23 protein-coding genes are annotated in these 21,099 nt (G+C 68.0%); 9 read left to right on the top strand and 14 right to left on the bottom strand.

Annotated features, from left to right (window positions below):
* Positions 1-19: 19 nt before the first annotated feature.
* The 3 genes from galU to Q7J26_RS08730 all read left to right on the top strand — a co-directional run bounded on the left by galU (position 20) and on the right by Q7J26_RS08730 (position 3,141).
* Positions 20-898, top strand: coding sequence for a UTP--glucose-1-phosphate uridylyltransferase GalU (gene galU / locus Q7J26_RS08740; protein WP_304936069.1), 879 nt, complete (start codon positions 20-22; stop codon positions 896-898).
* Between the two features lie 254 nt (positions 899-1,152).
* The gene (locus Q7J26_RS08735; protein WP_304936079.1) at positions 1,153-1,947 is read left to right on the top strand and encodes an enoyl-ACP reductase; all 795 of its coding nucleotides are present in this window, start codon (positions 1,153-1,155) and stop codon (positions 1,945-1,947) included.
* Positions 1,948-1,956: 9 nt separating this feature from the next.
* Positions 1,957-3,141, top strand: coding sequence for a benzoate/H(+) symporter BenE family transporter (locus tag Q7J26_RS08730; protein WP_370651928.1), 1,185 nt, complete (start codon positions 1,957-1,959; stop codon positions 3,139-3,141).
* A 25-nt stretch (positions 3,142-3,166) separates the two neighbouring features.
* Here Q7J26_RS08730 and Q7J26_RS08725 read toward each other — a convergent pair whose 3' ends face one another.
* Both Q7J26_RS08725 and Q7J26_RS08720 read right to left on the bottom strand, forming a co-directional pair.
* Positions 3,167-3,562 carry a DUF3597 family protein gene (locus Q7J26_RS08725; RefSeq protein ID WP_304936068.1) on the bottom strand — a complete coding sequence of 132 codons (396 nt, stop codon included), beginning with the start codon at positions 3,560-3,562 and terminating at the stop codon, positions 3,167-3,169.
* 51 nt (positions 3,563-3,613) lie between these two features.
* A complete protein-coding gene (locus Q7J26_RS08720; RefSeq protein WP_304936067.1) occupies positions 3,614-4,315 on the bottom strand; it encodes a glutathione binding-like protein in 702 nt (233 codons plus the stop codon).
* Between the two features lie 163 nt (positions 4,316-4,478).
* Here Q7J26_RS08720 and Q7J26_RS08715 point away from each other — a divergent pair, with 163 nt between their 5' ends.
* Complete coding sequence (locus Q7J26_RS08715; RefSeq protein WP_304936066.1) at positions 4,479-4,655, top strand: YegP family protein; 177 nt, start codon at positions 4,479-4,481, stop codon at positions 4,653-4,655.
* Here the strand turns inward: Q7J26_RS08715 and rimM are convergent.
* From rimM to Q7J26_RS08695, 4 genes are all read right to left on the bottom strand, one after another.
* Positions 4,652-5,179: a ribosome maturation factor RimM gene (gene rimM / locus Q7J26_RS08710; protein WP_304936065.1), complete on the bottom strand. Its 528-nt coding sequence runs from the start codon at positions 5,177-5,179 to the stop codon at positions 4,652-4,654. The two genes, Q7J26_RS08715 and rimM, sit on opposite strands and share 4 nt — an antisense overlap.
* Positions 5,180-5,248: 69 nt before the next feature.
* Positions 5,249-5,791 (bottom strand): 30S ribosomal protein S16, encoded by a 543-nt coding sequence (rpsP, locus tag Q7J26_RS08705; protein ID WP_304936064.1) that lies wholly within the window; start codon positions 5,789-5,791, stop codon positions 5,249-5,251.
* A 24-nt stretch (positions 5,792-5,815) separates the two neighbouring features.
* Complete coding sequence (ffh, locus tag Q7J26_RS08700) at positions 5,816-7,366, bottom strand: signal recognition particle protein (protein ID WP_304936063.1); 1,551 nt, start codon at positions 7,364-7,366, stop codon at positions 5,816-5,818.
* Between the two features lie 287 nt (positions 7,367-7,653).
* Complete coding sequence (locus Q7J26_RS08695) at positions 7,654-8,178, bottom strand: hypothetical protein (RefSeq protein WP_304936062.1); 525 nt, start codon at positions 8,176-8,178, stop codon at positions 7,654-7,656.
* 156 nt (positions 8,179-8,334) lie between these two features.
* Here Q7J26_RS08695 and Q7J26_RS08690 point away from each other — a divergent pair, with 156 nt between their 5' ends.
* Together Q7J26_RS08690 and Q7J26_RS08685 are read left to right on the top strand one after the other, a co-directional pair.
* A complete protein-coding gene (locus Q7J26_RS08690; protein WP_304936061.1) occupies positions 8,335-9,993 on the top strand; it encodes a GNAT family N-acetyltransferase in 1,659 nt (552 codons plus the stop codon).
* Positions 9,994-10,030: 37 nt separating this feature from the next.
* Complete coding sequence (locus tag Q7J26_RS08685) at positions 10,031-11,191, top strand: class V aminotransferase (RefSeq protein ID WP_304936060.1); 1,161 nt, start codon at positions 10,031-10,033, stop codon at positions 11,189-11,191.
* A gap of 29 nt (positions 11,192-11,220) precedes the next feature.
* Here Q7J26_RS08685 and Q7J26_RS08680 read toward each other — a convergent pair whose 3' ends face one another.
* From Q7J26_RS08680 to ald, 3 genes are all read right to left on the bottom strand, one after another.
* The gene (locus Q7J26_RS08680; RefSeq protein ID WP_304936059.1) at positions 11,221-12,141 is read right to left on the bottom strand and encodes a hypothetical protein; all 921 of its coding nucleotides are present in this window, start codon (positions 12,139-12,141) and stop codon (positions 11,221-11,223) included.
* Positions 12,142-12,283: 142 nt separating this feature from the next.
* A complete protein-coding gene (gene obgE, locus Q7J26_RS08675) occupies positions 12,284-13,330 on the bottom strand; it encodes a GTPase ObgE (RefSeq protein WP_304936058.1) in 1,047 nt (348 codons plus the stop codon).
* A gap of 193 nt (positions 13,331-13,523) precedes the next feature.
* A complete protein-coding gene (ald, locus tag Q7J26_RS08670) occupies positions 13,524-14,642 on the bottom strand; it encodes an alanine dehydrogenase (RefSeq protein WP_304936057.1) in 1,119 nt (372 codons plus the stop codon).
* A 147-nt stretch (positions 14,643-14,789) separates the two neighbouring features.
* Between ald and Q7J26_RS08665 the strand changes: the two genes are divergently transcribed.
* Both Q7J26_RS08665 and Q7J26_RS08660 read left to right on the top strand, forming a co-directional pair.
* Complete coding sequence (locus Q7J26_RS08665) at positions 14,790-15,266, top strand: Lrp/AsnC family transcriptional regulator (protein WP_304936056.1); 477 nt, start codon at positions 14,790-14,792, stop codon at positions 15,264-15,266.
* Between the two features lie 45 nt (positions 15,267-15,311).
* Complete coding sequence (locus Q7J26_RS08660) at positions 15,312-15,797, top strand: hypothetical protein (RefSeq protein ID WP_304936055.1); 486 nt, start codon at positions 15,312-15,314, stop codon at positions 15,795-15,797.
* A gap of 4 nt (positions 15,798-15,801) precedes the next feature.
* On the opposite strand, the gene Q7J26_RS08655 is transcribed toward Q7J26_RS08660, so the two are convergent.
* From Q7J26_RS08655 to Q7J26_RS08635, 5 genes are all read right to left on the bottom strand, one after another.
* On the bottom strand, positions 15,802-17,256 hold the full coding sequence (locus tag Q7J26_RS08655; protein ID WP_304936054.1) for an NAD-dependent succinate-semialdehyde dehydrogenase: 1,455 nt from the start codon (positions 17,254-17,256) through the stop codon (positions 15,802-15,804).
* Positions 17,257-17,349: 93 nt separating this feature from the next.
* Positions 17,350-17,487, bottom strand: a complete 138-nt coding sequence (locus Q7J26_RS08650) for an entericidin A/B family lipoprotein (protein ID WP_008264300.1) — start codon at positions 17,485-17,487, stop codon at positions 17,350-17,352.
* A gap of 49 nt (positions 17,488-17,536) precedes the next feature.
* On the bottom strand, positions 17,537-19,246 hold the full coding sequence (locus tag Q7J26_RS08645) for a sensor histidine kinase (RefSeq protein WP_304936077.1): 1,710 nt from the start codon (positions 19,244-19,246) through the stop codon (positions 17,537-17,539).
* A gap of 105 nt (positions 19,247-19,351) precedes the next feature.
* Complete coding sequence (locus tag Q7J26_RS08640; protein WP_008259301.1) at positions 19,352-19,963, bottom strand: sigma-70 family RNA polymerase sigma factor; 612 nt, start codon at positions 19,961-19,963, stop codon at positions 19,352-19,354.
* Entirely contained in the window at positions 19,960-20,163 is a 204-nt protein-coding gene (locus Q7J26_RS08635) for a NepR family anti-sigma factor (RefSeq protein ID WP_292150044.1), read from the bottom strand. Before Q7J26_RS08635 ends, Q7J26_RS08640 begins: the two co-directional genes overlap by 4 nt.
* A 204-nt stretch (positions 20,164-20,367) precedes the next feature.
* Here Q7J26_RS08635 and Q7J26_RS08630 point away from each other — a divergent pair.
* Positions 20,368-21,099: response regulator (locus Q7J26_RS08630; protein ID WP_304936053.1), on the top strand; the 732-nt coding region annotated here is incomplete at its 3' end.

Here is a 21,099-nt window from a genome sequence, read left to right as displayed (position 1 = left end):
TAGCTGTCAGGATTCATTGATGACCACCAAGCCCGCGCGTCTGCGCAAGGCCGTTCTGCCCGTCGCGGGCCTCGGCACCCGCGTTCTTCCCGGCACCAAGACCACGCCCAAGGAACTGCTGAACGTCGTCGATCGGCCGATTCTGTCCTATATCGTCGAAGAGGCCCGCGAAGCCGGGATCGAACACATCGTCTTCGTCACAGGCCGCTCCAAGGGCGCCATCGAGGACTATTTCGATCACCAGATCGAGCTTGAGGCCCAGCTGCTGGCCAAGGGCAAGATCGAGATACTCGAGATGATGAACGCCGAATTGGCGTCCGCAGGCGAGATGAGCTTCACACGCCAGATGCAGCCCAAGGGGCTGGGCCACGCCGTCTGGTGCGCCCGCGACATCATCGGCGACGAGCCCTTCGCCGTCATCCTGCCCGACGTCATCGTCGATTCTCAGCCCGGCGCCTTGAAACAGCTGGCCGAGGTCTATGCCGAGACCGGCGGCAACATCATCGGCGTAGAATCCGTCGATGTCGAACTGGCCCATAAATACGGCATCGTCGATCCCGTCAGCCGCGACGGCTCGCGCATCGTGATGAAGGGGATGGTCGAGAAGCCCGCCCCCGGCACGGCGCCGTCCAATCTGTCGATCTCGGGCCGCTATATCCTTCAGCCGGAAATCTTCGATCTGCTGGCGACCCAGGAGAAGGGCGCCGGGGGCGAAATCCAGCTGACCGACGCCATGGCGCGCCTGATGGAGCGCCAGGCCTTCACCGCCGTCGAATACGAGGGCGTCACCCACGACTGCGGCGACAAGATCGGCTTGCTGCGCGCCAATGTGGCCCTGGCCCTGAAACGCCCCGATCTGGGCGAAGCCGCGCGGGCGGCGATTTCGGCCCTGCTTTAACGACAATGGATCTCCCTCCCCCTGCGGGGGAGGGGCGTCGCGTCAGCGACGGGGCGGGGGCGGCAAGGCGACGCCGCTCGGATCTTCTAATGTCGGGGACGGGTCGCGCGGCCCTTCCCACCCGGCTTCGGCTCCGCCTTCGCCCCCCTCCCCCGCAGGGGGAGGGAGAAGACGTTGAGCCCGTCGCCTGCGCCTGCTAACCCTCCGCGCAAATCATCAGGAGACGTATCATGGCCGCTTCCGAAGGCTGGAACATGCCGACCGGCGAACTCATGAAGGGCAAGAAGGGCCTGATCATGGGGGTGGCGAACGCCAATTCCATCGCCTGGGGCATCGCCTCGCAACTGGCGGCCCAGGGGGCGGAACTGGCCTTCACCTATATGGGCGAGGGGCTTGAGCGTCGGGTGCGCCCGCTGGCCGAGAGCGTGGGCGCCAGGCTGCTGATCCAGGCCGACGTCACCGACGACGCCTCGATGGACGCCGCCTTCGCCGAACTGGAAAAGGAGTTCGGCACGATCGACTTCGTCGTCCACTCGGTCGCCTTCGCCAACAAGGACGAGCTGAAGGGGTCGTTCGTCGAGAACACCAGCCGCGACAGCTTCCTGCTGGCCATGAACATCTCGGCCTTCAGCTTCGTGGACGTGGCCAAGCGCGCGTCCCGGCTGATGCCGAACGGCGGGTCGATGATCACCATGACCTACCTCGGCTCGGAACGGGCCATCCCCAACTACAACACCATGGGCGTGGCCAAGGCGGCGCTGGAGGCGGCGACCCGCTATATCGCCCGCGACCTGGGGCCCAAGGGCATCCGCGTCAACGCCATCTCGGCCGGCGCCATGCGCACCCTGTCGCTGGCCGGCATCTCGGGCGGCCGCGGCATGATCAGCCAAGGCCGCGCCATGTCGGCCATGAAGGAAGACACCTCGATGGAAGGCGTCGCCGGGGCCGCCCTGTGGCTGTGCTCGGACCTGGGTCTGTCGACCACGGGCGAAGTCGTTCACGTCGACGCCGGCTTCCACATGATGGGTCTGGCCGGCGACGAGGAATAGGGGCGTCCCCTGTCCAGTTCCGAACCGTCCGTCCCCCTGCTGACGCCGTCCGCCGTTTCGGCGGCGGCGGTGGCGACCGTCGTCGGCTTCGGCGGCACGGTGGCCCTAGTGGTGCAGGCGGGTCAGGCGCTGGGCGCCCACCCCGCCCAGATCGTTTCGATGGTCACCGCCCTGTGCCTGGGCATAGGCGTGCCGGGCATGGTGCTGAGCTGGCGCCTGCGGATGCCGGTCGTCCTGGCCTGGTCGACGCCCGGGGCGGCGCTGCTGGCGGCCTCCACTCTGGGGCTGGGCTGGGCCAACGCCGTCGGCGCCTTCGTCGTGGCGGGCGTGTTGATGCTGCTGACCGGCCTGTTGCCTGTCCTGGGACGGCTGGCCCAGAAAATCCCAGCCTCGGTCGCCTCGGCCATGCTGGCGGGCGTGCTGTCGCCCTTCGTGCTGAGACTGTTCAAGGTCGCGCCTGATGAGCTGACGCTGGCGGTCGGCCTGCTTGCCGTCTTCATCGTCGTGCGCCGACTGTGGCCCGCCTGGGCCCTGCCCGCCGTCCTGGGCGCGGCTTTCGCCGTGCTGATGCTCAGGAACCAGATCGGCCTGCCGCCGGGGACCGGCCTGTTTGGGACCCTGTCGCCCGTCATGCCCGCCTTTGACTGGAAGGTCGCCGCCAGTCTGGGCCTGCCGTTGTTCCTGGTCACGCTGGCGTCGCAGAACCTGCCGGGCCTGGTGGTGTTGCGGGCCGCCGGATATGCGCCCCCGGCCAATCTGCTGATCCTGGCGACAGGTCTGACCAGCGTGATCGCCGCGCCTTTCGGGGCGCACGGAGTCAATCTGGCCGCCATAACCGCCGCCCTCTGCACCGGGTCGGAAGCCCACCCGGATCCGGCGCGACGCTGGATCGTCGGGGTGATCTATGGCGGCTTCTATATCATCGTGGCCTTGTTCGCGGCGCCGCTGGCGGGACTGTTCATCGCCATGCCGCCGGCGGTGCTGGCCATCATCACCGGCCTGGCCTTGATCGCGGCCCTGACGGGCGCTCTGGTCGCCATGCTGGCCAAGGCGGACGAGCGCGAAGCCGCCGTCTTGACCTTCGCCGCCACCGCATCGGGGATCGCCCTGTTCGGCATAGGCTCGGCCTTCTGGGGCTTGGTCGTCGGTTTCGCAGCCTTGGGCGCGCTGCGCTGGATCAGACCGAAAGCCTGATCCAGCCGCCTAGGCGCACCGCGCCTCAGTCCCGCAGCGACGCCGGGACCTGGCCGCCGTTTTCCGCCAGTTTCTTCCACACCGCCTTGGACAGGGCGATGTTCTGCTCGGCCGAGCCATGTTCGCCGGCGTGAACGTCAAGCTCCTCGGCCAACTCCTTGCGGGCGGCCAGGCTGGAATCCAGATCCAGCAGCTTCAGCAGATCGACGATGGAGGTGCGCCAATTGCCGCCGCCGCCCCGGGTTTCGGCCAGATCGCTGAGCACCGCCTCGACATCGACGGGCGGCAGCGCCGGCGCGGCGGTCGGGATGGGCGCCGCGCCGGGTGCGGGCGGCGCGCCAGCGGCTGTGGGCGACGGCGCGGGGGCCGTTTTCGGCTTGTGGCCGGTGATCTTGTTCCAGATCGAAGAGAAGATGCCCATCGGTCGCGCTCCTGTTGGTGTGGCGAGACAACGCGACCGACGGGCGAGGGTTCAGCCGCGCGCCGGAATCTCCAGCCCGCGCTGCACCGCCGGACGAGCCAGACCGCGCTCCAGCCAGGCGGCGACGTTCGGGAAGTCCTTGAAGCCGACGATCTCGCCCGCCTCGTAGAAGCCGATCAGGTTGCGGACCCAGCCCAGGGTGGCGACATCGGCGATGGAATAGTCGCCCACGATCCAGTCGCGGCCCTCTAGCCGCGTCTCCAGCACGCCCAGCAGGCGGCGGCTTTCGGCGACGTAGCGGTCGCGCGGGCGCTTGTCCTCATAGTCCTTGCCGGCGAAGCGGTGGAAGAAGCCCAGCTGGCCGAACATCGGGCCGATCGCGCCCATCTGGAACATCAGCCACTGGATCGTCTCGTAGCGGGTCGCAGGGTCGGTCGAGAGCAGTTTGCCGGTCTTCTCCGCCAGATAGATCAGGATGGCGCCGGACTCGAACAGGGCCAGCGGCTTTCCGCCGGGGCCGTCGGGGTCGAGAATGGCGGGGATTTTGCCATTGGGGTTCAGCGAGAGGAATTCCGGGCCCCAGGTCTCGTTGGCCATGATGTCGATGAAGTGCGGCTCATAGGCCAGGCCCACCTCCTCCAGCATGATCGACACCTTCACGCCGTTGGGCGTGGGCAGGGAATAGAGCTGCAACCGGTCGGGATTCTGGGCCGGCCAGCGGCCGGTGATCGGGAAGGCGGACAGGTCGGTCATGGGTGCGGCCTCGACTTGGTGATGAACGACCATGTCGGCGCCAGGCGCAAAGTCCGCAACTGTCATCGGCACGATTTGGTCGCGGGCTTGTGTCTGGAACCGTACGCGAGACGATGCCAGCTTGGCCGTGGCCGATCACAGGTCGCAGGAAGGGAGACGTTCGATGGCGCACAAGTTCGAAATCTACAAGGACAAGGCCGGTGAGTTCCGGGTCCGGTTCAAGTATAATTCCGAGACCCTGTTCTCGACCGAGGGCTACAGTTCCAAGGCCTCGGCTCAGAACGCCATCGACTCCATCAAGAAAAATGGCCCGAACGCCGAGGTCGAAGACAACAGCTAATCCGGCTCGCGCTCGCCCACCTCGGTCGGCGGCACGGCCAGCAGCCAGCCGTCGGCCAGGTGCAGCTCGGGCGTCGCCTCCTTGGTGAAGGGCAGATACCAGGTGGGGCCGCCCGCAGCGGGGGCGATCTCCAGCATGTCGTCGGCGCCGAAATTCTGGACCGACTTGACCGTGCCCATGACGGCGCCCGCCGTGTCGCGGACCTCGACCCCCAACAGATCGGCCAGATAGAATTCATCCTCGTCCGGCTCGGGGAAACGGTCGCGGGGGACGTGCAGTTTCAGACCGCGCAGGGCGTCGGCCTGTTCCTTGGTCGTGATCTCCTTGGCCCGGCCGACGACGCCGTTCTTGTCGGGCCGGGTCGAGGTCAGGGTCAGGGCCACCGTGCCGTCGGCGCGCAGCAGCGGCCCATAGGCGGTCAGGGCCAGGGGATCGGCGGTGAAGGCGGTCACCCGCACCTCGCCCCGCACCCCGAAACCGCCGCCGATCTGGCCGACGAGGATGAGTCTGCTGTCCTGGGTCATGGTCGTCCTTAGCCCATGAAAAAGGCGGCGTCGAAGGACGCCGCCTTGATCGTGTCGAGACCGAAAGCCTTAGGCTTCAGTCTTTTCTTCAGCGGCGTCCTCAGCAGCCGGAGCTTCTTCGGCGGCGGCTTCAGCGGCGGACGCTTCTTCAGCCGGGGCTTCTTCGACAGCCGGGGCAGCCGCAGCAGCAGCGGCTTCTTCCTTGGCGCGGGCGGCGGCTTCAGCGGCCTCGACCTTGGCGGCGGCTTCGGCTTCCAGGCGGTCGGCTTCGCGCTGGGCGCGTTCGGCGGCGCGCTCTTGCGCCTTCTTGCCGGGCTGGGCCTTGTTCGGGTTGTTGGACTGGGTCCACTTCACCTTGGCGCCCAGGGTCTCGTCCTGCGACAGGAAGCGAGCGACGCGGTCGGTCGGCTGAGCGCCCTTGCCGAGCCATTCAGCGATACGCTCGACCTTCAGGGCGACGCGCGGGGTGGCGCCGTCCTTGGGCAGCATCGGGTTGTAGCTGCCGACCTTCTCGATGAACTTGCCGTCGCGGGGCGAGTGCGAGTCGGCGATGACGATGTGGTAGTAGGGGCGCTTCTTGGCGCCGCCGCGGGCCAGACGAATCTTCAGCATTGTCAGTCTCTTTCTAGGAAGTCGTTATTTCTTGGGAGGGAAGCCCGGAAGGCCCGGAAGGCCTCCCGGAAGTTGTCCGCCGCCCAGGCCGGCGAGCCGGTCCTGGATAGCTTTCAGTTCGTCGGCGCTGGGTTCCGGCGTCTTGCCGCCGCCCAGGGCCTTCAATCGGTTCAGGTCAGGGCCGCCGCCCATGCCCGGCATGCCGGGGACGCCGCCGCCCCCGCCGCCGAGACCGCCCAGCATGGCGGCCATCTGCTGCATCTTCTTGGGGCCGCCGCGCGCCATCTGTTTGACCACGTCGGCCATCTGGCGGTGCTGTTTCAGGACCCGGTTGACGTCCTGGACATCGACGCCTGCGCCGGCGGCGATCCGCTTCTTGCGGCTGGCGTTCAGCAGGTCGGGCTTCTTGCGCTCGGCCTTGGTCATGGCCGAGATGATGGCTTCCTGGCGCAGGATCATGCGGTCGTCGATGCCGCTGCCGGCCATCTGGGACTTCATCTTGGCCACGCCGGGCAGCATGCCCATGATGCCCTGAAGCCCGCCCATCCGCTTCATCTGCTGCAGTTGGCCGGCCAGGTCGTCCAGGTCGAACTGGCCCTTGGCCAGCTTCCGGGCCATCTTCTCGGCCTTGGCCTGGTCCAGGTCCTGCGACGCCTTCTCGACCAGGGCGACGATATCGCCCTGACCCAGGATGCGGCCGGCGACGCGGCGGGCGTCGAACACGTCCAGCGCATCGACCTTTTCGCCGGCGCCCAGATATTTGATCGGCAGGCCGGTGACGGCCCGCATCGACAGCATGGCGCCGCCGCGACCGTCGCCGTCGGCGCGGGTCAGGACCAGGCCGGTCAGAGGCAGGCGGGCGTGGAAGGCGGCGGCGGTGCGGACCGCGTCCTGGCCGGTCAGGCTGTCGGCGACCAGCAGGGTCTCGACAGGCTGGGCGATGGCGGCGACCTCGGCCACCTCGTTCATCAGCCCCTCGTCCAGGGTGATGCGGCCGGCGGTGTCGAGGATCAGGACGTCGAAGCCCTGGAGCTTGGCCGACTGCAGCGCCCGGCGTGTGATCTGGACCGCGCTCTCGCCCGCCACGATGGGCAGGACGGCGACGTCGATCTGTTTGCCCAGCTGGGCCAGCTGTTCCATCGCGGCCGGACGACGGGTGTCCAGCGAGGCCATCATGACCTTCTTGCGATCGAACTTGGTCAGGCGCAGCGCCAGCTTGGCCGAGGTCGTGGTCTTGCCCGAGCCCTGCAGGCCGGCCATCAGCACCACGGCGGGCGGACTGGCGTTGGTGTTGAGCGGGACCGGCTCTTCGCCGCCCAGCATCTCGATCAGGCCGTCATAGACGATCTTGACCACCTGGTCGGCAGGCTTGACCGAACGGATGACCTCTTCACCGGTGGCGCGCTCGGTGGCGAAGGCGATGAATTCCTTGACGACCGGCAGGGCGACGTCGGCCTCGAGCAGGGCCACGCGCACTTCGCGCATCGCCTCGGAGACATCCTTTTCGGACAGGGCGCCGCGGCCGGTGATCCGGTCGAAGACGCCTGTCAGCCGCTCGTTCAGAGCCTCGAACATTCACAACCTCGTTTCGACGGGTAAACCGGCTCCATACGACAACAGCCCCCGGCGACGATCACGTCGGCGGAGGGTTCTCGCCGGGCTCGTCCATCAAAGATGGGGTCGTCCCGGTGGAGACGCGAGGTTCACTTGCGTCGGAAGCGGCGGCTTATGAAGGAAAACAAGGGGAATGTCGAATCCATCGCGTTCCTTTCTTTCGTCTGACAACACATGGAAAAGGCGGGCGGGATGTCCCACCCGCCTTCTCGACGTCTGTGCTCAGATTAAACCCGAGCGGTCATGGATCAGCGCTGGGGCTGGTCGCCGGTCGGCGGAGCCATCGGGTCGCTGCTGCCCGACGGATCGGCAGGCTCGGTCATGGTCGGATCGGTCGGGGTCGGTTCGGCCGTCGTCGGCTCAGCAGGCTCGGCCGGCATGGCCGAAGGATCGGCGGCGGGCGCCGGTGCGGCGGACGGAGCCGGCGGGGCGCCAGGGATCGGGGCGGCGGCGTCGTACTCTGTCTTGGTATAGGCCACCACCACATTGGCGCCGTCCTGGCGGATGCCGTTCAGCGGCACGGGGCGAAGCTGGCCGTCGGCGCCGCGAACCGTCAGTTCCTGGGCGCCCGAAGCGTTGTTCTGAACGCCTTCAAGCTTGCCCAGTTCGCCGTCGGGGCCATGCACCGAAGTGCCAGGCGTCAGCGACAGGCTGGGCTGAGCGGGGGCTTCTTGGGTTGCGGGGGCCGCAGGAGCGGCTTCCTGCGCCAGGGCGGGCGAGGCGATCAGGAAGGCGGCTGCGGCGCTGCTCAGAATGGCGGTCTTGAAGTTCATGGGAAGAACATCCGGTTGCACGGGCCCGGCGCCCGCAATCATCAAACCCACCATGTTTCGGATTGTTTCATCGGCCCCAAAATGACCCTGAACCTGCCCCGGTTGGACGATTCCTGGTCTAAGGTGAGGCATTGCGTCGAATCGGCAGGAGGCCGCGTGAATCGCCGGAACGCCTATGTGCCCGGCCTGCTGCGCAGGCTTCTGGGGCTCGCCTATGAGCTGACGCCGCAGATTTTTGCGGTCGTGGCCTTCTGCGCCGGGGCGCTGATGCTCATTTCTGCGGTGACGCCCGAGTTCGACGGACGGTTGCGGCAACTGACCGGGGTCGTGTCGCCGATCCTGATCGACCTGTCTCACTTCGTGGCCAGCATCGCCGGCTTCATGCTGATCCTGCTGTCGGCCGGTCTGTGGCGGCGGCGGCGCGGCGCCTATTGGGCGGCCCTGGCGGTGCTGGCCGTCGGGGCGATCTTTTCGGTTCTGAAGGGGCTGGACTGGGAAGAGTCCGTCGATCTGGCGCTCGTCGCCGCCCTGCTGGCGCCGTGTCGCACGGCCTTCAACCGCCGCTCGCGTCTCAGCGAGCCCCTGCGGCCCGGCTGGCTGCTGCTGCTGATCGCGGTGGTGGGGTCGATGCTGTGGCTGGGCTTCTTCGCCTATCGCGACGTGGCCTATTCGGACGAACTGTGGTGGCGGTTCCTGGTGGATCGTCAGGCCTCGGGCTTCCTGCGGGCGGGTCTGGTCCTGTCCCTGCTGACCCTGCTGGTCGCCGGGCGCTCCCTGCTCAGCTCGCCCGGCGCCGACAGTCACGGTCCGGCCTCGAAGGACCAGATCGAACGCGCCCGCATCGCCTTGGAGGCGGCGGAAGAGGCCACGCCCGAGGCCTGGCTGGCCATGCTGGGCGACAAGGCCCTGTTGTTCAGCCCCTCGGGCCGCAGCTTCCTGGCCTATCGGGTGCGGGGACGGCGCTGGATCGCCATGGGCGAGCCGGCGGGCGCGCTGGAGGAACGTCAGGAGCTGTTGTGGGCCTTCGCCGAACTGGCCGACAGCTACGGCGGGGCGGCGGTCTTCTATTCGGTCGGGGACGACATCCTCAGCGAACTGGCGACCATGGGCCTGGCCATGCGCAAGGTCGGCGAGACGGCCGTGATCCGCACAGAGGCCTTCGCTCTGGAGGGCAAGAGCAAGCAGAACCTGCGCACGGCCGTGAACCGGGCCGAACGCGAGGGGGCCAGTTTCGACATCCTGCCGGCCGGCGCCGCCAGGGCGCTGGAGGCCGAGCTGAAGGCGATTTCGGACGCCTGGATGGGCCTGCACAACGGGGCGGAGAAGTCCTTCTCCCTGGGCCGGTTCGACATCGACTATCTGAACCTGACGCCTCTGGCGGTGGTGCGCGAGGGCGAGCGGATCGTGGCCTTCGCCAATCTGCTGGTCACGCCGGGCGAGGCGGCGGTGGACCTGATGCGCTATACGCCCGACGCGCCGCATGGGGTGATGGACTATCTGTTCATCCGCTGCGTCCAATGGGCCAAGGCCGAGGGGATCGCCACATTCGACCTGGGCATGGCGCCCCTGGCCGGGCTGGAGGATCGCCGCGTCGCCCCTGTCTTTGCCCGTGTCGGCGCCCTGGTGTTCGAGGAGGGCGGCGCCCTGTACGGGTTCCAGGGTCTGCGCAGCTACAAGGCCAAGTTCGCCCCGGACTGGAAGGCCCGGTTCATCGCCGCGCCCGTATCCACTCCCCTGCCCCTGGCCCTGCTGGACGTGGCCCTGCTGACCAGCGGCGGCTGGCTGGGCATGTTGGGCTTGCGCAAAGGCCGCTGATATCGACGGGCGGGGCCGAAGCGGTCATGGTGCGCCCATGTCGTTCAAGCCCCTCTTTTCCCGCGCCCTGGCCCTTGCGCCGGAGCGTCTGCATTTCGCCGCCCACAGCCATCACCTGTGGCCCGACGTCAGTTTCGAGGCCCAGCAACAGGCCTGGCTCGACGCCAATCTGCACGCCGACCGCAAGTGGGACCTGATCTTCAGCGAGGTCATCCCCCAGGCCCAGGCCGAGGTGGCGAACGAACTGAAGCTGGCCTCGCCCGACAGCGTGATCTTTTCGTCCAATACCCATGACCTGCTGCTGCGGGTCTTTTCGGCCTTCGAGACCCGGCCGGTGCGAATTCTGTCCACCGACGGCGAGTTCCATTCGTTTCGGCGTCAGGCCGAGCGTTGGGAGGAGGCGGGTCAGGCCGTGGTCACTCGCGTGCCCCTGGCGCCCTTCGACACCTTCGCCGAACGGTTCGTCGCGGCGGCCGCCGCGGGCGGTCATGACTGGATACTGGTCAGCCAGGTCTTCTTCCGCACCGGCGGCCTGTTCGACGGGATCGAGGCTCTGGCCGCCCTGGCCCGGCCGGAGGGGCCCTGGGTCCTGATCGACGGCTATCACGGCTTCATGGCGACGCCGACCGATCTGTCGGCCGTGGCGGACCGGGTCTTCTATGTCGGCGGCGGCTATAAATACGCCATGGCGGGCGAGGGGGCCTGTTTCCTGCACGCCCCAGACGGCTTCGCGCCCCGGCCGGTGGTCACGGGCTGGTTCGCCGAGTTCGGGGATCTGTCCGGTCCGCCGGGCGGGGTCCAGTACCGCTCGGACGGCGGTCGCTTCTGGGGCGCGACCTTCGACAGTTCGGCCCTGTACCGGTTCAACGCCGCACGCCGGATGTTGAGCGACGCCGGGCTGACCACGGCGGATGTGGCGGAGCACAGCCGGGCGCTGGCGATGCGATTCCAGGCGGCGGTTCAGGGCGGCGAGGCCGGTGTAATCGGCGCGGCGGAGATCCTGAATCCTGTCCAGGGCGACGACCCCCGCGCCCGTTTCCTGGCCCTGCGCCATAACGACGCCCAAGCCTGGCGGGCGAACCTGCTGGCCGCCGGGGTGGTGACGGACGTGCGCGACGACGTGATCCGGTTCGGCTTCGGCCTGTATCAGGACGCCGCCGACGTGGATCGGCTGATCGCGGCCTGCCGCGCCCTTTAGGGCTTCAACCGACCCCGCGTCCGCGCCTCCTAGAAGAAGGTGGTGTCGTCCTGCTTCTTGGCCTGGGGCGCGGCGCGGGGCGTCGTCGCCGGCGGGGTCTGGCGCGGCGTCCCGGTGCTGGGCGGCGTGTTCTGGGCCTGTCCATTAGGCGTCTGGCCGCTGGGCGTCTGCCCGTTCGCAGGCGGGATCGCCGGCAGGGCCGGATAGGGCATGGCCGGGGTCTGGCCCGCTTCGGCCGGACTTCCGTCGCCCGGATAGGCCTCTGCGGCCGGAAGTTCATCGACCGGCGTCGCCTGACCCACGCGGTCGGGCGCGTTCAGATCGTCGCGGATGAAGGCCCAGGACCGGCTGTCGGCGCAGCCGCAGGCCTTCAGGAAGCCGTCGCGGTCACGCCACAGGATCAGCGGATAGGTGATGTGCACCCCGGCGTCGCTGAGCAGGGCGGTCAGGCGCTCGTCGAACTGGCGGCTGGCGTCGACCACGGCCGATCGCGCCAGATTGCCGTCCGCCTGGGGCAGGCCGGCGGCGGTCCAGTTCCGCGCCGGCGTCGCCGTCCAGCGTTGGTACAGGGACCAGTCGCGGGTCAGCCACAGTTCCGCGATGGTGGCCCGTTCAGCGGCGGTGGACTGCACCAGACCCTCGCGGTCGGGGCGGGCGAACAGGATGACGCGCGGCTCGACCCCTGCGGCCTGGAGTTTCGCGACCTCTTCCTGCTCATAGCGTTGGGCCGAAGCGCTGTCGCGATAGCTGACGATATAGAGGGGTTCGCCCCCGCCGCCGCCCGACACCCAGGAGGCCTCGTCGAGCAGTTGCTGGATCTGGGCCTGGTTGCGGCTGATCGTGACCGGCTGGAACCGCGAATAGAAGTTCCAATAGGCCCAGTAGCCGACCCCCGCCAGGATCAGGCCGATCAAGGCGGCCAGGGCGGACCATATGAGGAATCGACGCATAGGGGAGGAGTGCTCCAGCTTCACCGTTGGCACGGCTTAACGCATAGCATCGAAAACCGTTGTCCGCTCATTTGCACAACGGTTTTCCCGGCGAAGTCACCCAGGTGACGTTCGCACGCCACACCCGCTCACCGGAGGCCCCTTAGGGCTGCCAGCCCGAGGTCTGATCGACGTCGCTGTCGCCGGCCAGGGCGCCCCGGGTCTTCTTCACCTCGGCCCAGGCGGCGCGCAGCAAGGCGGACACGCCTTCGCCCGACACGCCCGACACCAGCATGGGCCGGCGGCCGGCGACGGCCTCCAGTTCGCCCGCCTTCTCCTCGCGCGCTTCGGGCGTCAAGGCGTCGATCTTGTTCAGAGCCAGGATCTCGGCCTTTTCGGCCAGACCTTCGCCGTAAGCTTCCAACTCGCCTCGGATGATCCGATAAGCGGCGGCCACGTCGTCCTGGGTGCCGTCGACCAGGTGGATCAGGCTGGCCGAGCGTTCGACGTGGCCCAGGAAGCGTGTGCCCAGGCCGGCGCCCTCGCTGGCGCCCTCGATCAGGCCGGGGATGTCGGCGATGACGAACCGCTCGGACGGCGACAGGTCCACCATCCCCAGGTTCGGCGCCAGGGTGGTGAAGGGATAGTCGGCGATCTTGGGCTTGGCGGCGCTGGCGGCCGCCAGGAAGGTGGACTTGCCCGCGTTCGGCAGACCCGCCAGACCGATGTCGGCGATCAGTTTCAGCCGCAGCCAGATCCAGCGCTCCTGGCCGTCCTGGCCGGGGTTGGCGTAGGTCGGCGCCTGGTTGGTCGGGCCCTTGAAGCGGACATTGCCCCAACCGCCGTTGCCGCCCTTCAGCAGCAGCTCGATCTTGCCGGGCGTGTCCATGTCGAGGAGCACGGTCTCCTTGTCCTCGTCCAGCACCTGGGTGCCGACCGGCACCTTCAGATGCACGTCCTCGCCCTTGCCGCCGTGCATCTGGCGGCCCTGGCCGTGGTGACCGGTCTGGGCCTTGAAATGCTGCTGATAGCGATAGTCGATCAGGGTGTTCAGTCCATCGACCGCCTCGATCCAGACGTCGCCGCCCTTGCCGCCGTCGCCGCCGTCAGGGCCGCCGTTGGGAATGAATTTCTCGCGTCGAAACGACACGGAGCCCGCGCCGCCGTTGCCGGAGCGGATATAGATCTTGGCCTGGTCGAGGAACTTCATCGCGGGCTTATGCCGCAAGACGACGAGAATTTACAGCCGCCCTCTCCCCTTGCGGGAGAGGGAGACCGCGCACGGCGGCGCAGCCGTCGTTCTGGCGCGGTCGGGCGAGGGGTCACGCTGGCGTTTAAGCCGGTGTGCCCCCTCATCCGGCCCTTCGGGCCACCTTCTCCCACAAGGGGAGAAGGATAGAGCGTCAGCCCTTCGCCCAGACGCCGAACGGGTCGCTGAACTCCATGCCGAGCGCCTGGGCCACGGCGGGATAGGTGATCTCGCCCTTCAGCACGTTGAGGCCGCGCGCCAGGTGCGGATCGGCCTTCAGGGCTTCGAGGCCGTGGTCCGCCAGAGCCAGGCCGAAGGGCAGGGTGGCGTTGTTCAGGGCTTCGGAGCTGGTGCGCGGGGCGGCGCCCGGCATGTTGGCGACGCAATAGTGGACCACGCCGTCGATGACATAGGTCGGGTCTTCGTGGGTCGTCGCGTGCGAGGTCTCGAAACAGCCGCCCTGGTCGATGGCCACGTCGATCAGCACCGAGCCGGGCTTCATCGTCTTCAGATGTTCGCGCTTGACCAGTTTCGGGGCCGAGGCGCCCGGCACCAGGACGGCGCCGATCACCACATCGGCCTTGATCAGTTCTTCCTCGATGGCGCCGATGGAGGAATAGCGGGTGATGACCCGGCCGCCGGTGATCTCGTCGATATAGGCCATGCGCGGGATCGAACGTTCCAGCACCACCACCTCGGCGCCCAGGCCCATGGCCATCCGCGCCGCGTTCAGGCCGACCACGCCGCCGCCCAGCACCAGAACCCGCGCGGGGGCCACGCCCGGCACGCCGCAGAACAGCAGGCCCATGCCGCCATTGTGCTTCAGCAGGGTCTCGGCGGCCGAGAAGACGGCGATCCGCCCCGCGACTTCCGACATGGGCGCCAACAGCGGCAGGCCGCCGCGCGCGTCCGTGACGGTCTCATAGGCGATGGCGGCGCATTTCGACGCCAGCAGGCCCTTGGTCTGTTCCGGATCGGGGGCCAGGTGCAGATAGGTGTAGAGGATCTGATCCTCGCGCAGCATCTCCCACTCGACCTTCTGCGGCTCCTTGACCTTCACGATCATGTCGTTGTTCGCAAAGATGGTCGCGGCGTCGGCGGCCAGGGTGGCGCCCGCCTTCTCATAGTCCGCATCGGTGAAACCGGCGCCCAGGCCGGCGCCGGTCTGGACCGAGACCGAATGGCCGTGGGCCACATATTCGCGCACCGCCGTCGGCGTCAGGCCGACACGGTGTTCGTTCTTCTTGATCTCGCTGGGAACGCCGACGCGCATGGGGAACCTCTCCGGAAATAAGGGGAGCGTCCGTCTCTGCGGGCGGATCGCCGTCGCTTCACATATAGCGCCGAGCGGGCCGCAGAATCCTGTTCATTTCGCGACCTGATCGCCGTACATGCGCAGCCTCTGCGATGGATTGGCCCAATGAAGACTGTTTCCGCCGTTGAAGTGGATGGAACCGACAGGAAGATGCTCCGCCTGCTGCAGCAGGACGGGCGGATGACCAATGCGGACCTGGCGCGTCAGGTAGCCCTATCCGAAAGCGCCTGTCTGCGCCGCCTGCGGGCGCTTGAGGCGGCCGGGGTGATCGACCACTATGCCGCCGTGATCAGCGAGCGGGCCGTGGGCCTGCCGATCAGCGTCTTCGTCACCGTCACCCTGTCGTCCCAGTCCGAGGCGGTTCTGACCGCCTTCGAACAGGCCGTCGCCGCCGCGCCCGAGGTGATGGAATGCTATCTGATGACCGGGGGCGCCGACTATCTGCTGCGTCTGGTGGTGCGCGACGTCGACGATCTGGAACGGGTCCACGCCAAGACCCTGACCCGCCTGCCCGGCGTCCACCGCGTCTCCTCCAGCGTCGCCATGCGGTCGGTGGTCAAGCGCGGGGCCTTGCCGGTTTGATCGGTGGTTCCCAGATCGAATGGGGACATCTGGTCTGGGGGATATATGGATCGCGACGGTTTGATCTGGTTCGGCCTGGCGATCGCCGCCGCCTTGGTCGCCATGCCGGGGGTGCTGGCGGGCGGACTGCCGCTGTTTCTCGTCTGCCTCGGCCTGGCCTGCACCCTCCATGCGGGCAGTCGCCGTCTAATCGTGAGCGCGACCCTACGCCTGCTGTCGCGCGGCGCCTTAAGAACCGCCCTCATCGTGCTGGGCGCCGTGATGTTGATTCAGCTTCTGCCGTTGGAGATGGCGCTCTTCATGGCCGGCGACGTCCTGGCCTATGTCGAGGTGCTGGCGGCTGTCGGCCTGATCGCGGCGAACGCCCGCGTCCGGGTCATTCGAGGGATGATCGAAGCGAAGACGGATCAGTGGCGGGCCGCAGTCCGGCGTCGGATCGGCCATCGCAAGTCACGTGCCGCGCGTCCTTCCGCCCGTCGCCGCCCGCCGTCACCGGATGACAACCCGGCGACGGGTTGGGCCTTCGCCTGACTTCTCACCGCAACGCCAAGGTCACCGTCTTCACCTCCACATATTCGTCGATGCCGTGGATCGAGCCTTCGCGGCCGTAGCCGGACTGTTTGACCCCGCCGAACGGGGCGACGGCTGTGGAGATCAGGCCGGTGTTGACCCCGCACATGCCGGCCTCGATGCGGCGGCTGAACCGCATGGCCCGGTCCAGGTCGCGGGTGAACAGATAGGAGGCCAGGCCGTAATCGCTGGCGTTGGCCTTCTCCAGCACCTCGTCCTCGCTATCGAACGGGAAGACCGGGATCATCGGGCCGAAGGTCTCCTCCTCGCGGAATAGCGCGTCGTTTCCGCCCAGCGTCACGGTCGGCTGGAAGAAGCGACCGCCCAGTTCATGGCGCGATCCCCCGGTCACCACCCGGCCGCCGTCGGCCTGCACCGCCGCCACGTGCTTCTCAACCTTGTCGATGGCCTTGTCCTCGATCAGCGGGCCGACCTTGACGCCGTCGTCGAAGGCGGGGCCGACCTTGATCTTCGCCACTTCCGCCGCCAGCTTTTCAGCATAGGCTTCTGACACCGAGCGTTCGACATAGACGCGGTTGGGGCAGACGCAGGTCTGGCCCGAGTTCCGGAACTTGCCCTTGATGGTCTCGGCCACCGCCAGATCCAGATCCGCGTCGGCGAAGACGATCAGGGGGGCGGCGCCGCCCAGCTCCATCGACACCCGCTTCAGGGTCGGGGCGCATTGCTCGGCCAGCTTGCGGCCCACCCCGGTCGAGCCGGTGAAGGACAGTTTGCGGATCAGGGGACTGTCGGTCAGCACCTTGCCGATCACGGCGGCCTCGCCGGTCACGATGGACAACGCCCCTTTCGGCAGACCGGCCTGATAGGCCAGTTCGGCCAGGGCGATGGCGGTGAAGGGGGTCTGGCTGGCCGGCTTGACCACGGCGGTGCAGCCGGCGGCGAAGGCCGGACCCAGCTTGCGGGTCAGCATGGCCGCCGGGAAGTTCCACGGGGTGATCAGGGCGCAGGGCCCGACCGCCGCGCGATAGGTCAGGATCAGATGGCCCAGCGGGCTGTCCTGGGTCTCGCCGATCAGCCGCTCGGCCTCGCCTGCGAACCATTTCAGAAACCCGTTGGCGTAGACGACCTCGCCCTTGGCCTCTTCGAACGGCTTGCCGTTTTCCAGCGCCATCAGGGCGCCCAGCCCCTCGGTGTTCTCGTCGATCAGGGCGGCCCAGGTGTGCAGGAAGGCGGCCCGCTTGTGCGGATCGGACTGCGACCAATCGGGAAAGGCGTCGGCGGCGGCCTGAATGGCGCGCTCGGTCTCGGCGGCGCCCAGGTCAGGGACATGACCGATGATCTCGCCGGTCGCAGGGTCGTCCACGGCGATCCCGCCGCCGTTCGCCGGGATCGGCGCTCCGGCGATCAAGGCGTGCTGGCGAAGCAGGGCGAGGCCGGCGTTCCGGGCGGTCTGGTTCACGGAAATCTCTCCTGGAGCAGTCCTGAAACGAACAAGGCCCCGACGAAGCGGGGCCTTGCAAGCATCTTCGATGCGACGTTCGCCGCCGAAAGATTAGTTCTTGGCGTCTTGGGCGGCGCCCGAAACGGCCGAGCCGGCGGCCTGAGTGTCACGGCCCACGCCTTCGACGGTGTTGCAGGCGGCGGTGGTCAGGGCGGCGGCGGCGGCGACCAGTACGAAAATCTTGCGCATGAGAAAGCTCCAGTTGAGCCGACATGGGAGTCTGTCGGTCTTCGGCGTATCAACGCGACCGCACGGCTCCGGTTCCGCCGCCGCCGTTTGTCTTGTCGGCGGGGTCGGTCGGCGACAAGGCCTCCGGGGTGGCGAAGGTCATGCGGGCGATCGCCCCGCCGCCCGGCGCCTCGATGAACTCGGCCTCGCCGCGCAGCTGTTTGGCGAAGGCGCCCATCAGGGTGCGCCCCACCCCGACCTCCGCTCCTGCCGAGGCGCCCGGGCCGTCGTCCTCGACTTCCAGGGTCGAGGTGTCGCCATGGACCCGGAACCGGACCTTCAGCGTCCCGCCGCGACCCGCGAAGGCATGCTTCTGGGCGTTGGTCACCGCCTCGACCAGCCACAGGGCCAGGGGCGCCAGCTTGTCCGGATCGACCAGCAGCGAGTCGGCCTCCACAGAGCTGACGACGACCGGGCCGCGCCCCGCCTCGCTGGCGACCAGCTGGCCGACCAGTTCCGTCAGGAAGTCACGCGCGTCAGCGTGGCGGATGTCGTCGCTCTGATACAGGGTGCGATAGATCAGGGCCAAGGCGGAGATCCGCTGGCGGGTGTCGCCCAGGGCCGCCTTGGCCGGGGCGTCGGTGAGGGCCCGCTGGTGCATCGACAGCAGGGACGAGATGATCTGCAGATTGTTCTTCACCCGGTGATGGATCTCGCGCATCAGCGCGTCCTTCTCGGCGATCGAATTCATCAGCTCGCGGTCGCGGACCGTGATGGCCTCGGCCATCTCGTCCAGGGTGCGGGCCATGGTGCGGATCTCGGCCGGGGCGTTCATCGCCTGCAGCGGCCGCACCGAGAACCGGCCCTTGGCGTAGAGGGCGGCGATCCGCTCCAGATAGTCCAGCCAGCGAATGAAGATGCGTTCCGACAACAGCATCACCGCGGCAAAGGCTGTCAGCCAGGCCCCCAGGGGCAGCAGCAGGCTGCCGATCGGATTCAGCCGCGCCCAGGACAGAAGACCCGGGGCCGGCGCCGACAGCAGGGCGTACAGGTCGCCGCCCGCCAGCACGGCGCCGGCGTAGTCGCGGCGCTGGTTGCGGCTGTCCTTGGCCGCGAACACGGCCGTGCCTTCGTCGCGCGCCCGGGCGACCCAGCCCGAAACGTCGCCGCCGCCTGACAGGCGGAAGGCGGCGGGATCGCTGGCGACCAGTATCTGACCGGCGCCGTCGGTCAATGCGGCTTCGGAGGCCGAGGGCAGGGCGGGATCCTCGATGTCCGGCTGAAGCGCGGACAGGGGGATCACGGCGGCCATGGCCCCGTCGAACCGGCCCATGGGACGTTCTGAGCGGATGGCGACGATCAGGGCCGCCGGATAGCCGGCGTTGGCCGGCGCGCGAACCACGACCAGATCCTCGCCACGCCTCAGTCTTTGGAACCAGTCTGCGCCGGCGGCCGGGGCGAGGCCGGATCGAACCCCGTCCGGCCGTCCCGACGCACACACCGCTTCGCCCGTGGGGCTCAGGCGGTACAGGCCCTCATAGCCCTCCAGCCGGTCGACGAGCGCCGTCAGCCGCGGCGCGCAATAGGGACCGAGCGCGTCGGGGCTCAAGGCGCGCAGCAGAACCTGTGCGCCGTCCAGCCGCGCCTTGGCGCTACCGGCGCTGCGCTCGGCGGCCAGTTGCAGATCGACCTTGCGATCTTCAGCCTGCTGGCTGAAGTCGGCCTGGGTCTGGATCAGGATCAGGATGAAGATCGGCAGCAGCGCCAGGGCCATGGCCATGCCGAGGCGGAAGCGGATGCCCTGGAACCGGGCGGTGTTCAATTTCCGACCCAGGCGAGGCTGCGCGTCCGCGTCGCCGGGTCTGGTCTCTTCCGCCACCGGGGATCAGGACCGGGCGCCGGCCAGCCTGTCGGCCTCGCCGAGAATGGAGCGCATCGCGTCGCCCGCCGCCTTGCCGTCGCGGCCGTAGCCGCCTTTTTCCAGCGTGGCCGCCAGGGCGCGACGCGCCCGGCTGACGCGGCTTTTCACCGTACCCACGGCGCAGCCACAGATCTCGGCCGCCTCTTCGTAGGCGAAACCGCCCGCGCCGACCAGGATTAGGGCTTCACGCTGTTCTTCCGGCAGGGTCTTCAGCGCCTGGCGCAATTCGTCCAGGGCGACCGGCGCCTCGGGATCGTCGACCGCCACCAGGGTCCGCTCGGCGGCCTCCTGATCCAGTTGCGACTGGCGCCACGAGCGGCGCTTTTCGGAATAGAATTGGTTACGCAGGATCATGAAGGTCCAGGCCTTCATGTTGGTGCCCATCTGATAGCTGGCCCGCGCGTCCCACGCCTTCATCATGGCGTCCTGCGCCAGATCGTCGGCGGCGGTCGGATCGCCCGTCAGGGTCCGCGCGAAGGCGCGCAGATGCGGGATCAGCTGAACCAGTTCGCGCTTGAAGCCGTCGTCGTCGGCCGAAGCGGGTTTTGGGGCCGCGCCCAGGCGAGACGTGCTCATGCGCCACCGCCCGACGCCTTGGCGTCGGCGCGCTTCAGAATTTCCAGGAATTCGTCAGGCACAGGCTCGTTGACCACCTCGTCGAACATGTGGCGTAGCTTGACGCCGATGGCCTGTTGGCGAAGTCGAGCTTCCTCGAGCCCCGCCTCCCCCGCATTTTCGACGTCCTTACGCCGCGAGGAATCGGAAGAATTGATCATAGACAGAACACCGCCCACCCAACTGCAGTGCAGAAATGCGAACCCGATAACGTCGCCCGGGCGAGCGGGTTCCTCCCATTTTGGGATTTTATGCTGAAGCTTGTATTTCAGCATGGAACCGTGGCCCGCTTGATACGTTCAAGTCCGCTCTAGAGCTGCGCCTTATAAGGCGGAGCTGATGAATTTTGTCGGGGACTATCTAGAATGAGCCTTCTGGCCAGACTTGCGCCGCATCTGCCCTATGTCCGTCGGTATGCACGGGCGCTGACCGGCGATCAGGCGACAGGCGACAACTATGTGCGTGTCGCGCTCGAGGCCCTGGCGGCCGGTGAGCAACAGCTTTCGCCGGACATGACGCCGCGCGTCGCCCTCTATCACGTCTTCCACGCCATCTGGTCCTCGACCGGGGCGCAGCTGGAAGACGTCAGCGCCGTCGATGGCCGCACCGACGCCTCCAGTCGTCTGCTGCGCATTGCACCGCGCTCGCGTCAGGCCTTCCTGCTGACCGCGCTCGAAGGCTTCACACCGTCGGAGGCCGCCCAGATTCTGTCGGCCGACGCCCGCGACGTCGAGCGCCTGATCGCCGAAGCCCAGTCCGACATCGACGCCGAACTGGCGACCGATGTTCTGGTGATCGAGGACGAGGCCATCATCTCGGCCGATATCCAGAGCCTGGTCAAGGAACTGGGCCACCGCGTCACCGGCGCGGCCACCACCCATGACGAAGCCATCGAGGCCGTGGCCCGCCACAAGCCGGGTCTGGTCCTGGCCGACATCCAACTGGCCGACGGGTCGTCGGGCATCGATGCGGTCAAGGAAATCCTGAAGAACATGGACGTGCCGGTGATCGTCATCACCGCCTTCCCGGAACGTCTGCTGACCGGCGAGCGGCCCGAGCCGACCTTCCTGATCACCAAACCCTTCCAGCCCGAGACG

This window comes from Brevundimonas sp. (genome assembly GCF_030656255.1).
Taxonomy (GTDB): domain Bacteria; phylum Pseudomonadota; class Alphaproteobacteria; order Caulobacterales; family Caulobacteraceae; genus Brevundimonas.
This window is presented reverse-complemented; position numbering and strand designations above follow the sequence as displayed.